General features: G+C 63.1%; 2 protein-coding genes and 2 pseudogenes. All 4 read right to left on the bottom strand.

Annotation, left to right across the window (positions count from 1 at the left end; genetic code table 11):
- Positions 1-16: 16 nt before the first annotated feature.
- The 4 genes and pseudogenes from AABM54_RS10925 to AABM54_RS10910 all read right to left on the bottom strand — a co-directional run bounded on the left by AABM54_RS10925 (position 17) and on the right by AABM54_RS10910 (position 16268).
- Positions 17-313 (bottom strand): phosphopantetheine-binding protein, encoded by a 297-nt coding sequence (locus tag AABM54_RS10925; RefSeq protein ID WP_347906168.1) that lies wholly within the window; start codon positions 311-313, stop codon positions 17-19.
- Positions 299-3343, bottom strand: a pseudogene (locus AABM54_RS10920) (amino acid adenylation domain-containing protein); the annotation flags it as partial. The pseudogene AABM54_RS10920 and the gene AABM54_RS10925, both read right to left, overlap by 15 nt.
- Before the next feature lie 189 nt (positions 3344-3532).
- Positions 3533-9430, bottom strand: a pseudogene (locus tag AABM54_RS10915) (amino acid adenylation domain-containing protein); the annotation flags it as partial.
- Positions 9324-16268, bottom strand: coding sequence for an amino acid adenylation domain-containing protein (locus AABM54_RS10910; RefSeq protein ID WP_347905413.1), 6945 nt, complete (start codon positions 16266-16268; stop codon positions 9324-9326). The pseudogene AABM54_RS10915 and the gene AABM54_RS10910, both read right to left, overlap by 107 nt.
- Positions 16269-16473: the final 205 nt, after the last annotated feature.

Raw genomic sequence — 16473 nt, 5'->3', positions numbered from 1 at the left:
CGACAGAGTGGGTTGTTCAAACAGCGCTCTGACTTCGGCCTCCATGCCTTCCTGACGCAACCGGCCCTACCAGGCTGACCGCCAGCAACGAGTGCCCACCCAACTCGAAGAAGTGGTCATGCCGCCCCACTCGCTCCACGTTGAGCAGCTCGGCCCAGAGCCGGGCCAGGGCGATTTCGGTTTCCCCCACCGGCGCTTCGTAGCCCCGGGTGATCACCGACTCCTGGCCCGGCGCTGGCAACGCCTTGCGATCCAGCTTGCCGTTGGGGCTCAGGGGCAGCGCGTCAAGGTGCACATAAGCAGCAGGCACCATGTGTTCCGGCAACTGCGCCAGCAGATGAGCGCGCAACGCTTCGATTGCCGGGATCTGGCCCGCGACCCGAGGGGTGAAGTACGCGACCAGGCGCTCATCCCGCGCCAGCACTACCGCCTCCCGCACCGCCGGGTGCGCCGCCAGAAGGGCTTCGATTTCGCCCAGTTCCAGGCGCACGCCTCGCAACTTCACCTGGAAGTCGTTGCGACCGAGAAATTCCAGGTTCCCGTCGGGGCGATAGCGCACCAGGTCACCGGTGCGGTACAACCGGTCGCCAGCCACGAACGGACTGTCGATGAAGCGTTCCGCCGTCAATTGTGGCAAGCCCACATAGCCCCTCGTGACCCCGACGCCGCCGATATGCAGGTGTCCGCTCACACCCAGCGGCACCGGCGCGTCGTGGGCGTCCAGCACGTACAACCGTGTATTGGCAATCGGCCGGCCGATTGGCAACTGAACATCCGGCACCGGCGCGCCGGGCTCGAGGGTCCAGACCGTGCTGTCGACCGTGGCTTCGGTGGGGCCATAAACGTTGTGCAAACGCACCTGCGGCAAGCGTTCCTGAACCCGTCTGGCCAGCGTGGCGGTGAGTTCGCCACCGCCGCAGAACACGTCGGTCAGGCTGACGCACTGGCTGACTTCGTCCAGCTCCAGAAATTGTTGCAACATCGCCGGCACGAACTGAATCACCGTGATGCGCTGCTCACGGATCAACTGCGCCATGTAGGCCGGCTCGCGGTGACCCTCAGGACGGGCCAGCACCAACCGCATCCCGGTGGTGAGCGGCCAGAAAAACTCCCAGACCGAGGCATCGAAACTGAACGGGGTTTTCTGCAACAGCGCAGCGTCTTGCGTGCCCCCGCACACTTGCGAACTCCAGTGCACCAGATTACTCACCCCGCGATGCTCGACCATCACGCCCTTCGGTGTGCCGGTCGAACCCGAGGTGTAGATCACGTAGGCCAGGTGCGAGGCGGTCAATCCCGGAACCTGCGGATTGCTGACGGATTGCGCCTGCCAGGTCGGGTGATCCAGATCGATCACTGGCACCGTGGTCTTATCCAGCAAATCATGAGTGGTCCCTTGCACCAACACCGCGACCGGCGCGCTGTCCTGCAACATGTAAGCAATGCGTTCGCGCGGATAGCCGGGGTCCAGCGGCACGTAAGCGCCGCCCGCCTTGAGAATCCCCAGCAAGCCGATCACCAGTTCCGGCCCGCGTTCGACGCAGATTGCTACCCGTGAATCGGGCTTTACACCCAACTGACGCAGATGACGAGCCAGTTGATTGGCGCGTTCGTTGAGTTCGCGGTAGGTCAGTTGCTGTTCACCGGCCAGCAGTGCCACCGAGTCCGGGGTGCGTCGAACCTGCGCCTCAAACAAACCGTGAAGGGTTTGGTTGAGAGGGAAATCCGCTTCGGTGGCGTTGAGGTCGAGTAGCAAATGCTGACGCTCAGCAGCCCGAAGGATCGATAACCGGTTCAGTGCAACCGGCGAATCCTGTTCCAGTGCCTCGACCAGTGACTCCAGCGCTGTCTGCATATGGCCGCAGATCCGCTGCGCACCGACCTGTGCAACCGTCATGGCGGTCAGGTTGAAACCATCGCCCAAGTCATCCACGTTCAGCGCCAACGGATAGTTGCTGCGCTCCTCACTGGCCAGGGTTTCGACCCCTTCCCAAGCCTGTTGTCTTGCCTGCGATACCGAGCGGCTGTCGCTGTGTCGATAGTTGAGCATGGCGCTGAACAACGGCGTCGGCGCCGCGACGCCGCTGCAGCGTTGCGCCAGGGCCAGGGATGCATGTTCATGCCCCAGTAACGCGGTCAGCCGTGCATGGGCTGCCTGCACACTTGCCCGGGCACTGTGTTCACCGATATCGACCCGCAATGGCAAGGTATTGATGAATATCCCCAGTGCCCGGTCGGCACCCTCGCCGCCCTGCATCCGGCCCATCAGCACGGTGCCGAACACCACGCTTTCCTTGCCCGAGGTGCCTGCCAGCACTTGCGCCCACGCAAGGTGCATCAGACTGGCCGCGCTCACCCCCAACTGACGGGCCTGCGCCCGTACACGCAGGTTCAGGTTGGCCGGCACAGGTTGGATTGCTTCCTCGATATCGTTGCCATCGCCCTGCACGTCCTGCAAACCGAACGGTAACGTCGGCTCGTCAATGTCACCCAGCATCTCGCGGAAGAACGCTTCATGTTCCTGCTCACTGATGCCCAGACGCGCCTGCGCCACGTAGTTGCGATACGGCACCGCGACACCCAGAGATTCGGTCTGGTTGAGCAAATACGCGCCCATCTCCTGGCGCATCACGTCCATGGCGGTGTGATCGAGCGCCATGTGGTGGAACAACACAATGGCGACCATTCGTTGATTGAGTGGGTCCTGGGCATACACCAGGCGAATCAGTGGAGCCTGAGTCACGTCCAGACGATAGTGCCGCGCATCGAAACGCGCCTGCAATTGGCCGAGGACATCGCCGGCCACCGGGTCCGGCAGCAGCTCCTGCACGGCCAGTTCGGCCTGGCGCCAGACCACTTGCATCGGCTGCTGCAAACCTTCCCAGACCACCCCGGTACGCAGGATGTCGTGACGCTCGATGACCTTTTGCAAGGCCTGGGCAAACGTCTGCAACCGTTCGCGACTGTCGAAGGCCAACTGCGATTGCAGCAGGTACGGATCGCCCTGTTCTGCAGTGATGTGGTGGTAAAGGATGCCTTCCTGCAATGGCGCCAAGGGGTAGATGTCCTGCACGTTGGCCGCACCACCGGGCACCCCCGCGACGATGCGATCGATGGCGTCCTGGTTCAGCGTTGCCAGGGGCAACAGGTCCGGGGTGATCCGTGTGCAACCGGACGGGATCAGGTTCGCCGGAACCTGGATTTCCCGACCACTGCCCACCGCAGCGGCCAGTGCCGCCAGCGTCGGCTGGCTGAACAACACCCGCACGTCTGCGCTCAACCCGACCTGGCGCATACGCTCGATCAAGCTAACCGCCAGCAGCGAGTGCCCGCCCAGTTCGAAGAAGTGATCATGGCGACCGACCTGCTCGACCTTGAGCACCTCGGCCCAGAGGTGCGCCAACGTGGTTTCGACTTCGCCTTGGGGCACTTCGTAGCCACGGTTGGGCATCGCCTCCTGATCCGGGGCCGGCAGGGCCTTGCGGTCCAGTTTGCCGTTGGCGGTCAGTGGCAAGGTCTCCAGTTTTACGTAGGCTGACGGCACCATGTAGTCGGGCAGTTGGCCTTGCAGATGCGTGCGCAGATCATCGATCCGCAGACTTTCACCCACCTCGTGTGCCGTGTAGTAGGCCACCAGGCGCTTGTCCCCCGGCACCTCTTCGCGGGCCAGCACGACGCAGTCCTTCACCCCAGGGTGTGTGTTCAATCGCGCTTCGATTTCACCCGGTTCGATGCGGAAACCACGAATCTTCACCTGGCTGTCATTGCGCCCTTGGTACTGCAAGGTGCCGTCCGCCAACCAGCACGCCAGGTCGCCCGTGCGGTACATCAGCGTTCCAGGTTGAGCGTTGAACGGATCGGTCAGGAACCTCTCGGCGCTCAGTTCCGGCTGGTTCAGGTAACCCTTCGCCACACCGGCACCGCCGATGTACAACTCACCGACCACGCCCACCGGTACCGGTTGCTGCCAGGCATCGAGTACGTAACCCCGAGTGTTGCCAACCGGCCGACCGATGGGAATGCTGCCCGCGCCCGCGGACGTGATCTCGAACGTCGTCGAAAACGTCGTTGCTTCGGTCGGGCCATAGCCGTTGAGCAGGTGCTGCGGTGCAGCGTCTTTCAGAACCCGGGCAATGATCGCCGGATCCAGCACGTCACCGCCAACGATCAGGTAGCGCAGCTGGCCGAACACCGCCATCAAATGATCGGCGTACTGATGGAACAATCCGGCAGTCATCCACAACACGCTGACCGACTGTTCCTGCAACAGCGAACGAAAAGCGCCCTGTGAAAGCAGGACATCCTGCTCGACCACCACGACGCAAGCGCCATTGAGCAGCGGCGCCCAGACATCCATGGTGCTGGCGTCGAACGCCGGGTTCGAGGCAAACGCGACACGGTCGTGTTCGTTGAAATCGGCGTAACCGTTGTTGATCACCAGCCGCGTGATCCCTCGGTGCGGCACCAACACGCCCTTCGGGGTACCGGTGGAACCGGAGGTGTACATGATGTACGCCACCGACTCCGAGGATTGCGCCAGGTCTGGGTTGTACACCGGTTGATGCTCGAGAGTCAGGCTGTCCAGGTCCACACGCCGGACCCCAAACCCCAGAGACGCCGAATGGTGTGTCAACAGCGCTACGGCCTGGCTGTCTTGCACCATGAAGTTCTGACGCTCGGCCGGAGCGTTGATGTCCAGTGGCACGTACACCGCCGCACACTTGCCGATGGCCAACTGGCTGACCAGCAAGTCCACCGAGCGCTCCAACAGGATCGCCACGCTGTCGCCCGGTTGTATCCCGAGGTCCAGCAGATAATGAGCCAGTTGGTTTGCCCTGCGGTTGAGTTCGCCGTAGCTCACTGACTGCCCACCCTGCACGGCCGCCAAGGCGTTCGGGCGCGCCAGCACCTGCGCTTCGAACAGACCGTGAACGGTCTGTTCATGCGGGTAATCGCGCTCGGTGGCGTTGAAATCTTCCAGCACATGCCGGCGCTCGGCCGGCGACAGGATCGGCACACGGTGCAGCGCCAACTGTGGGTCCTGCGCCAGTGCGTCGATCAAGCCGCTCAGCGCCATGTGCAAGTAATCAAACACCCGCTGCGCGCCAATCGCCTTGGGCGCCACAGTGCTCAGGCGGAAGCCTTCACCCAGATCATCCACCGAGAGGATGATCGGATAGCTGACAACGCCTTCGCTGCTCAGCACCTCAATACCCTGCCACGCCGGTTGCGCCGGCTCACCGCTCGACGCCGCGCCATGCCGATAATTGAGCAAGGCATTGAACAACGGCAACGGTGCTGCCACACCACTGCAACGCTGCGCCAGCGTCAGCGGCGCGTGCTCATGAGCCAGCAAGGCGCTCAAGCGTTGATGGGTATTGTTGACAGCCGCACGAACACTCTGCCCGCCCAGATTGACCCGCAACGGCAAGGTGTTGATGAACATGCCCAAGGCGCGGTCGGCGCCTTCACCGGCCTGCAAGCGCCCGAGCAGTACGGTGCCGAAGACCACGTCGTCGCGCCCCGAGACACTTCCCAACACGTGCGCCCAGGCCAGGTGATACAGGCTGGCCGCACTCACCCCCAATCGCCGGGCCTGCACGCGCAGGCGCTGACTGAGCGAGGCGTCCAGCAGGTGCTGAACCTCTTCGCTGGCGTCGCCGTCGCCCTGCACCTCCTGTATACCGAACGGCAGCGTCGGCTCATCGACATCGCCGAGCATGTCGCGGAAAAACCCTTCATGCTCCTGCTCGCTGATACCCAAGCGCGACTGGGCCACATAGTTGCGGTACGGCACCGACGCGGCCAAGTCGTGCGCCTGACCCAGCATGTGGGCCTCGGTTTCCTCGATCAACACCCCCAGCGAAGCGGCATCGTTGATCAGGTGATGGAATACCAGCAAGCCGATCCAGCGCTTGTTCTGCGGGTCCTCGGCAAAACCGATGCGCATCATCGGTGCCTGACGGATATCCAGACGATAACGGCGCGGATCAAGCTGTTCACGTAACTGCCCGGCGATATTTCCGGCCATCGGATCAACCGCTATTGGCTGCACCACCAGTTCAGCCTTGCGCCAGACCACTTGTACCGGCGCCTCTACTCCCTCCCAGACCAGGCTGGTGCGCAAGATATCGTGCCGGGCAATCACCCCTTGCAGCGCCTGGGCAAATCCGTCCAACCGTTCACGGCTGTCAAAGGCGAACATCGCACTTTGCTGGTACGGATCGCCCTGCTCTGCGGTGATGTGGTGGTAAAGGATGCCTTCCTGCAACGGCGCCAAGGGGTAGATGTCCTGCACGCTGGCCACACCACCCGGCACCGTGGCGACGATGCGGTCGATGGCGTCTTGATCCAGTTTCACCAATGGCAAGAGATCGGGGGTGATCCGCACGCAGTCCGGCGTTATACGGTTGGCCGGCACGATGACTTCGCGATACCCACCGACCGCAGCCGCCAACGCCGCCAGTGTTGGCTGGCTGAACAACACCCGCACGTCCGCACTTAAACCAGCCTGACGCATGCGTTCGATCAGGCTCACCGCCAGCAGCGAGTGCCCGCCCAGTTCAAAAAAGTGATCATGGCGCCCGACTCGCTCGACCTTGAGCACCTCGGCCCAGATCTGCGCCAGGGTGGTTTCGACCTCGCCTTGCGGCGCTTCGTAGCCACGACGGATCAACGCGTCAAGGTCCGGGTCCGGCAGGGCCTTGCGGTCCAGTTTTCCGTTGGCGGTCAGCGGCAAGTTGTCCAGCCTCACATAAGCCGAGGGCAGCATGTAGTCCGGCAATATCGCTTGCAGTTGAGCCCTTAGGTCTTCGATCTCTGATAGTGCGCTCTCGGTGAAATACGCCACCAGTCGGCCGTCACGCACCAGCACCACGGCTTCTTTCACCGACTCCAGTGCCGCCAGCTTGGCTTCGATCTCCCCCAGTTCGATGCGCATGCCACGGATTTTCACCTGATCGTCATTGCGCCCCAGGTACTCGATGTTGCCGTCCGCCAGCCAACGTGCCAAGTCGCCCGTGCGGTACATCCGCGCTTGCGGATCGCTGCTGAACGGGTCTTGGAGGAAACGCTCGGCGGTCAGTTCCGGACGGTTCAAATAACCCCGCGCCACGCCCGCGCCACCGACATACAACTCACCCGCCACACCCACCGGCACCGGGCGCATCTGCTCGTCGAGCAGGTACACCTTGGCGTTGGCCATCGGCTTGCCGATGTGCAGCGTCTGTCCGGCCTCGATGCGCCCGGAGGTTGCGACGACGGTGGCTTCGGTCGGGCCATAGTTGTTGATCAGCTCGAAACGCTGGGCCTTGGCGAACTGCCGCAGGCGATCACCGCCCACCAGCAACGTGCGCAGGGTCGGGTGTTCCAGGTCCTGGCTGAAGGCATATTCGGCCACCGGGGTCGGCAGAAAACTCACGTCCAATGGTTGCGCTCGCCACCAATTCAGCAGCGCATCAATATCTTCATTGCCGTCATGTGCAGGCGGCAGGTGCAGAGTCGCGCCGACGCACAAGGCTGGCCAGACTTCCCAGGCCATGGCGTCGAAGCCGAAACCGGCCACGCTGGAAGTGTGGCTACCGTGATGCAGGTTGAAGGCATCGCAATGCCAGTTCACCAGGTTTTCCAGGGTGCGGTGTTCAACCATCACGCCTTTGGGCAAACCGGTGGAGCCGGAGGTGTAGATCACGTAGGCCAGGTGTGCAGGCGTCAGCCCGGCAACCTGCGGATTCGTAATGGGTTGGTCTTGCCAGCGGTTGCGGTCCAGCTCAATGACCGGCACGTCCAGCACCGGCAACCGCGCCAGCAAATCCTGCTGCGTCAGCACCGCCACCGGACCGCTGTCGCTGAGCAAATAGCTCAGGCGTTCGAACGGATGAGACGGATCAATCGGTACATAACACGCGCCGGACTTGAGAATCGCCAGCAGCCCGACCAGCGTGTCCAGCCCGCGCCGGGCAACAATCGCCACCCGGTCATCCGGCTGCACGCCCAGTTCACGCAGATGATGAGCCAACTGATTAGCCTGTTGGTTCAACTGCTCGTAGCTCAGGCTCTGTCCTTGATAAAACGCTGCCATCGCCTGCGGATGTTCGGCGGCTTGCGCCTCGACGCGCTGGTGAATGGTCAACCCGTGCGGGTAGTCGACGTGGGTGGTGTTGAAGTCCACCAGCAGTTGCTGACGTTCGGCCGGCGACAGGATTGGCACACGCTGCAACGCCAACTGCGGATCCTGCTCAAGCGCATCCACTAAACCGCTCAACGCCGTGTGCAGATAGTCAAACATCCGCTGCGCACCAATGGCCTTGGGCGCCACGGTGTTCAGGCGGAAGTCTGCGCCCAGATCATCCACCGAGAGGATGATCGGATAGCTGACGACGCCTTCGCTGCTCAGCACCTCAATACCCTGCCACGCCGGTTGCGCCGGCTCACCGCTCGACGCCACGCCATGCCGATAATTGAGCAAGGCATTGAACAACGGCACCGGTGCCGCCACACCACTGCAACGCTGCGCCAACGTCAGCGGCGCGTGCTCGTGAGCCAGCAAGGCGCTCAATCCCGAGTGGGTAGCCTTCAGCGCTGCCTGCACACTCTGCCCGCCCAGATTGACTCGCAACGGCAAGGTGTTGATGAACATGCCCAAGGCGCGGTCGGCACCTTCACCGGCCTGCAAACGCCCGAGCAATACGGTGCCGAAGACCACGTCGTCGCGGCCCGAGACACCTCCCAACACATGCGCCCAGGCCAGGTGATACAGGCTCGCCGCACTCACCCCCACTCGCCGGGCCTGCACGCGCAGGCGCTGACTGAGCGAGGCGTCCAGCAGGTGTTGAACCTCTTCGCTGGCATCCGCGCTGCCCTGCACCTCCTGTATACCGAACGGCAGCGTCGGTTCGTCGACGTCCGCCAGCATCTCGCCAAAAAACGCTTCGTGCTGCTCGCGGCTGACGCCCGAGCGGGCCTGGGCCACATAGTTGCGGTAAGGCACCGGCGCGGCCAACGCGTGTTCCTGGCCGAGCATGTGAGCCTGGATTTCCTCGATCAGCACGCCCAACGAGGTCGCATCGTTGACCAGGTGGTGGAACAGCAAGATACCGATCCAACGCTCATTCACCGGGTCGCGGGTGTAGGCAAACTGCATCAACGGAGCCTGGGTCAGGTCCAGGCGATAGTGGCGAGCGTCAAAGCGCTCACGCATGAGCTGCAACACATCCCCGTCTTCCGGTTCTATGTCCACCCTTTCAAGCTTCAGCGGCGCTTGACGCCACACCACCTGGACCGGTTCATCGAGGCCCTCCCACACCAGGCTGGTGCGCAGAATGTCATGGCGCGCGATCACGCGTTGCAGCGCCCGAACGAAACCTTTCACCTGTTTCAGGTCGGCAAAACCGAGTTGCGCCTGCAAGACGTAAGGGTCGCCCTGGGTCGCTGCAAAGTGGTGGTACAAAATGCCGGCCTGCAACGGGGCCTGCGGATAAATGTCCTGCACATTGGCCGCCCCGCCGGGGACGGTCGCCACGATGCAGTCGATTGCGTCCTGATCCAGGTCCGCCAGCGGCAGCAGGTCCGGGGTAATCCGCAGGCAATTTGCCGGGATGCGGTTGACCGGCACTTGAATTTCTCGACCACCGCCAACGGCTGCCGCCAACGCAGCCAGCGTTGGCTGGCCAAACAGCACCCGGACGTCTGCGCTCAACCCGGCCCTGACGCATGCGCTCGATCAGTTTCACCGCCAGCAACGAGTGCCCGCCCAGTTCGAAGAAGTGGTCATGGCGCCCTACCCGCTCCACCTTGAGCAGCTCGGCCCAGAGCCGGGCCAGGGTGATTTCGGGTTCCCCCACCGGCGCTTCGTAGCCCCGGGTGATCAGCGACTCCAGACCGGGGTCCGGTAACGCCTTGCGGTCCAGTTTGCCGTTGTGGCTCAGCGGCAAGGCTTCCAGCTGAACAAAAGCAGCAGGGACGATGTGTTCCGGCAACTGCGTCAGCAGATGGGCGCGCAACGCTTCGATTGCCGGGATCTGGCCCGCGACCCGAGGGGTGAAGTACGCGATCAGACGCTCGTCCCGCGCCAGCACCACCGCCTCCTGCACCGCTGGGTGTGCCGCCAGTCGAGCTTCGATTTCGCCCAGCTCCAGGCGCACGCCTCGCAATTTCACCTGGAAGTCGTTGCGCCCGAGGAATTCCAGGCTCCCGTCAGGGCGATAGCGCACCAGGTCACCGGTGCGGTACAACCGGTCACCGGCCACGAAAGGGCTGTCGATGAAGCGTTCCGCCGTCAGTTGCGGCAAGCCCACATAGCCCCTCGCGACCCCGACACCGCCGATATGCAGGTGGCCACTCACGCCCAGCGGCACCGGCGCGTCGTGGGCGTCCAGGACATACAGGCGGGTATTGGGAATCGGCCGGCCGATTGGCAGTTGAATATCCGGCACCGTCGCGCCCGGTTCGAGGGTCCAGGCCGTGCTGTCGACCGTGGCTTCGGTGGGGCCATAAACGTTGTGCAAACGCACGTGGGGCAAGCGCTCTTGAACCTGCCGGGCCAACGCGGCGGTGAGTTCGCCACCGCCGCAGAACACGTCGGTCAGGCTGACGCACTGGCTGACTTCGTCCAGCTCCAGAAACTGCTGCAACATCGCCGGTACGAACTTGATCACCGTGATGCGCTGCTCGCGGATCAGTTGCGCCAGATAGGCCGGTTCCCGGTGCCCGTCAGGACGCGCCAGCACCAGGCGCATCCCCGTGGTCAATGGCCAGAAGAACTCCCAGACCGAGCCGTCGAAACTGAACGGCGCTCGCTGCAATAACGCACCGTCGGGCGCGGCCTCGCACACTTGCGAACCCCAGTGCATCAGATTGCCGAGGCCACGGTGTTCAACCATGACCCCCTTCGGCATCCCGGTCGAACCGGAGGTGTAGATCACGTAGGCCAGGTGCGAGACGTTCAACCCCGCCACCTGCGGATTGCCGACAGGCTGATCGTGCCAGGTGCACTGATCGAGATCGATCACCGGCACCGCAACCTCGCCCAACAGACGACGCGTTACCCCGTGCACCAACACTGCGACCGGCGCGCTGTCCTGCAACAGGTACGCAATGCGCTCCAGCGGATAGCCGGGGTCCAGCGGCACGTAAGCGCCGCCGGCCTTGAGAATCCCCAGCAAGCCAATCACCAGTTCCAGCCCGCGCTCGACACAGATCGCCACCCGTGAGTCCGGCTGGACACCCAGCTCACGCAGGTGATGAGCCAGTTGATTGGCGCGCTCGCTGAGCTCGCGGTAGGTCAGTTGCTGTTCACCGGCCACCAGCGCCACCGAGTCCGGCGTGCGCCGAACCTGGGCCTCAAACAGTGCGTGAATCGTCTGGTCGCAGGGGTAATCCGCATCGGTGGCATTGAGGTCACCCAACACATACTCCCGCTCGGCAGCCGGCAGCACTGTCAGGCCTTGCAACGAGGCTTGTGGCGTTTGCTCCAGTGCCTGCACCAGATTTTCCAGAATGCAGTGCACGTAGCCACTCACCCGCTCGGCGCTGATCGGCGCATCGGCCTTGACGATCAGCCTGAAGTCTTGCCCCAGATCATCGACCGACAGGGTCAGCGGGTACGTGGTCCGGCCCTGGCTTTCGAGCATCCGGATGCCGTCCCAGACCGCTGTCGCCTGGGTGGAATCCACGGCCGAGCCGTTCTGTCGATAGTTGAGCAGCGAACTGAACAACGGTACGGAAGTAGAAACGTTGCTACAGCGTTGAGCCAGTACCAGGGACGCGTGTTCATGCCCCAACAGCGCGGTCAATCGCGCATGGGTACTCTTGAGCGCCGCGCGAACCCCTTGCGTCCCGAGGCTGACACGCAACGGCAAGGTATTGATGAACATGCCCAAGGCCCGCTCCGAACCTTCGCCGCCCTGCATACGGCCCAACAGCACCGTGCCAAACACCACGTCGTCCTTGCCGGACACCGCGCCCAACACCCGGGCCCAGGCCAGGTGAAGCAGGCTGGCCGCCGTCACCCCGAGCTGACGAGCCTGTTCGCGCAGGCGTTCGCTCAGTGTGGGATCGACCATTCGCGTGGCCTCTTCGATGCCATGCCCCTCGCCTTGCACGTCCTGCACGCCAAACGCCAGCGTCGGCTCATCAATATCGCCCAGCAGGTCGCGAAAGAACGCTTCATGCTGGTCACGGCCAACACCCAGACGCGCCTGGGCCACATAATTGCGGTACGGCACGGGCGTGCCGAGGTGCTGCGTCTGGCCGCGCATGCAGGCCTCGACTTCCGCAATCAGCACCTGCGACGACAGTTCATCGTTGATCAAGTGATGGAACAGCAACAGGCCGACCCACCGATTGTTCGGGGCATCTTCGGCATAGCCGATGCGCATCATGGGTGCCTGGCGAATGTCCAAACGACAGTGGCGCGGGTTCAGGCGCTCGGACAATTGTTCGGCGATATCGCCCGCCGCCGGGTCCAGCGTCACCTCGTCCAGACCCAGCGTCGCTTCGCGCCAGACCACCTGGACCGGTTCGTCGAGGCTTTCCCAGGCCACGGCGGTGCGCAGAATGTCGTGGCGCGAAACGACGTCCTGAAGCGCCTGGGCAAATCCTTGAAGATGTTCACGGCTGTCGAACGAAAACGTGACGTATTGCAGGTAGGGATCGCCGTGGGCCGCCGCCAGGTGGTGATACAAAATACCTTCCTGCAACGGCGCCAAGGCGTAGATTTCCTGCACATTGCGTGCGCCGCCCGGCACGCTCGCAACGATCCGGTCTATCGCGCCTTGGTCCAGGTCTGCCAGGGGCAACATGTCCGGGGTAAGGTGCTCGCATCCGTGGGGAACGCCACGGGCAGGCACCTCGATTTCCTGGCGGCGCCCCCCCACCGCACTGGCCAACGCCGCCAGGGTCGGTTGGTTGAACAACACCCGCACGTCTGCGTACAGGTCAACCTGACGCATGCGTCCGATCAATTTGACCGCCAACAACGAATGCCCGCCCAGCTCGAAAAAGTGGTCATCGCGACCGACTTGCTCAAGTTTGAGCAAGTCCTGCCAGAGGGCGGCAAGGGCGATCTCCACCTCGCCCTGCGGCGCTTCGTAGGTGCGCCGGGCAACCGCATCCGTGTCCGGCACCGGCAGCGCCTTGCGATCCAGCTTGCCGTTGGTAGTCAGCGCGAAGGCTTCAAGCATCACGAACGCGCTCGGCACCATGTACTCGGCAAGCGACACCAGCAGTTGCTCACGCAGCCCGGCCGCGCTCAGCTCGACACCCTCGCCGGCAATCACGTAGGCCACCAGGCGCTGGTCTCCCGGTTCGTCTTCGCGAGCGATCACCACCGCTTCGCGCACGCCGTTGCAGGCCGAAAGACGGGCTTCGACCTCACCCAGTTCGATACGGAAACCACGGATTTTCACTTGATCGTCGTTGCGGCCCAGGTACTCCAGACTGCCGTCCGCCGTCCAGCGCCCCAGATCGCCCGTCCTGTACAAGCGGGCGTTGCCGCGGCCACTGAACGGGTCGGTAATAAAACGCTCGGCCGTCAGTTCCTCGCGGTTCAGATAACCCCGGGCAACTCCCGCGCCGCCGACGTACAACTCACCGACGACACCGACCGGGACCGGTTCACGCCGGTCATCGAGCACGTACAGCTGCAAATCCGGAATCTGCCCGCCAATCGGGCTGACACCCACCCGGTGCGCATCCGCCACCTCCAGCGCCCGATAAGTCACGTGCACCGTGGTTTCAGTGATGCCGTACATGTTCACCAGTTGCGTGCCGGCATTGGCAACGCGGGCATACCAGGGTTTGAGAACCCCCGGCTCCAGGGCTTCGCCACCGAAGATGACCTGACGCAAGGAATGCTTGAGTTGACTGTGGCCCTGGGCCGCAATGAGTTGACGGAACGCACTCGGGGTCTGGTTGAGAATGCTTACGCCAGCGGTGCACAGCAGCGCGTAGCATTCGTCCGGCGAACGGCTGATGAGTTGCGGCACCACCAGCAACTGACCGCCGTAGGTCAAGGCCCCCCAGATTTCCCAGACCGAGAAGTCAAAGGCAAATGAGTGGAACAAGGCCCACACATCCTGCTGATTGAAATCAAACCAGCCCTGAGTCGCCGAAAACAGCCGCGCCACGTTGCGGTGCTCGACCATCACGCCTTTGGGCAGCCCCGTGGAACCGGACGTGTAGATCACGTAGGCAAGGTTCGAAGCGCTCAGCTCCGGGACATGCGGGTTGGCTGCGGACTCGTCCTGCAACGTGTCGCTGTCGAGGTCGATCACCGGCACGGACACGCTGGCGGCCAGGCTTTGAGTCGCGGTCTGCAACAGCAGCGCAACCGGAGCGCTGTCTTGCAAGGTGTAGGCAATGCGCTCGACCGGTGAGGCCGGGTCGATGGGCACGTAACCGGCGCCAGCCTTGAGAATCCCCAGCAAACCGACGACCATTTCCAGGCCCCGCTCGACACAGATTGCCACCCGGTCATCGGGGCGAATGCCCAGGGCCAGCAGTCGATGTGCCACCTGATTGGCGCGGGCGTTGAGTTGTCCGTAAGTCAGGTTCAGGTCTTCATACAGCACTGCCGTGGCATCAGGCCGGGCCGCGGCCCGGGCTTCGACCCGGCTATGGATCAGCTCCGTGTCGACGTAGCAAACCTGCGGGGCGTTCAACGTGTTCAGCAGGTGTTGGCGTTCGGCAGCCGGCAGAATGTTCAGCGTTTGCAGCGGTGCCTCCGGCGTTGCTTCCAGTGCCTGCACCAGACTCTCCAGCGCGGTGCTCAGGTAGTCGCCGACACGCTGCGCGCCAATCGAGGTGTCGACCAACACGGTGATGCGAAAATCCTCCCCCAGATCGTCCACGTTCACGGTCAGCGGATAGTTGGTCCGTTCCTCGGCACCCAGCCCCTGGATGCCTTCCCACTCCACTGCCGTGTCGGCACCGACCGCCACCTGGCTGTGCCGGTAATTGAGCAGCGAACTGAACAGCGGCGTTGGCGCGATGACTGCGCTGCAACGTTGCGCCAGGGCCAGCGAGGCATGTTCATACCCCAACAACGCGGTCAATTGCACATGGGTCTGCTTCAAGGCTGCGCGTACGCCTTGCTCCCCCACGTCCACGCGCAGCGGCAAGGTGTTGATGAACATCCCCAGCGCCCGGTCGGAGCCCTCGCCAGCCTCCATCCGGCCTAGCAGGACCGTGCCGAAGACCACGGACTTACGCCCGGAAACCTTGCCCAACACCTGGGCAAACGCCTGGTGCATCAGGCTCGCCGCACTGACCCCAAGCTGTCGGGCCTGTGCCCGCAGCCGCTGGCTCAAAACGCTGTCAACGCTGACGCCCGCCTCCTCGACGCCATGACCGTCGCCCTGCACATCGCTCAACCCAAACGGCAGGGTCGGTTCATCGATATCGCCGAGCATCTGGCGGAAGAACGCTTCGTGTTCCTGCTCGCGGGTCCCGAGACGGGTTTGGGCAACATAGTTGCGAAACGGTACGGCCGGGCTCAACTGATCCGCCTGACCCCGCAAATACGCCTGCATTTCGTGGCTCACCACTTCCAGAGCGGTATGGTCCAGTGCCATGTGGTGAAACAACAGGATGGCGACCACCCGCTGACGGACCTCGTCCCGCGCGAACACCAGACGCAGCATCGGCGCCTGACGCACATCCAGACGGTAATGCCGAGCATCGAAACGAGCCCGCAACTGCGCCAGGACATCACCGCCAGCCGGGGCCAGTTCGAGTTCTTCACGCACCAGCCGCGCCTGGCGCAAGACCACTTGCACCGGTTCGTCCAGGCCTTCCCAGACCATTGACGTCCTGAGGATGTCATGGCGATCGATCACCCATTGCAGCGCCTGGGCAAACGTCTCCAGACGCTCGCGGCTGTCGAAGGCGAACTGCGACTGTTGCACGTAGGGGTCACCCTGCTCTGCCGAGAGATGGTGGTAGAGCATGCCTGCCTGCAACGGCGCCAACGGGTAAATATCCTGAACGTTGGCCGCGCCGCCGGGCACGTGGGCGACAATTCGATCGATGGCCTGTTGATCCAGGCTCACCAGCGGCAGCATGTCCGGGGTAATCCGATAGGCCGGGCTCAGCCAATCGCCACCGTTTCTCGCCACCAGGGCGAGCAATTCAGCTTTGTGTTTGGTCAGGCTGTCCCACAACGCGTCATCCAGTGCCTCGTCGTCGCCCAGGATGACCAAATCATCATCTTCCAGTTGAAGACGGATCGGGTAGGTTGAAATAACTGCCATCAATTCGCTGAATTGCATTGAGTAACCTGCTTTAAATTCGGAAACGGTTGACGTGAAAATCCGGTTTCAGATGCAACGTTGTGCCCGAACGTCGAACGGCAGCGCCGTGTGGTCCCTGGCGATGCGAAAACCTGAACGCCGGCCTGGCCGCCCTGTTCAAAAGTGATGGGGCGCATTGAGCCCGCAAGAGCTCCCCCGCAGGTCTGGAAAACTAAAACATCCC

It is taken from the genome of Pseudomonas purpurea (assembly GCF_039908635.1).
Taxonomy (GTDB): Bacteria; Pseudomonadota; Gammaproteobacteria; order Pseudomonadales; family Pseudomonadaceae; genus Aquipseudomonas; species Aquipseudomonas purpurea.
The sequence above is the reverse complement of the archived record's forward strand: the minus strand, read 5'-3'. Positions and strand labels throughout refer to the sequence as shown.

What these genes read in the sequence shown, in the direction of transcription:
- AABM54_RS10910 (WP_347905413.1), bottom strand. Translation starts at nt 16,268, where the DNA reads ATGCAATTCAGCGAATTGATGGCAGTTATTTCAACCTACCCGATCCGT.
- AABM54_RS10925 (WP_347906168.1), bottom strand. Translation starts at nt 313, where the DNA reads ATGGTGCCTGCTGCTTATGTGCACCTTGACGCGCTGCCCCTGAGCCCC.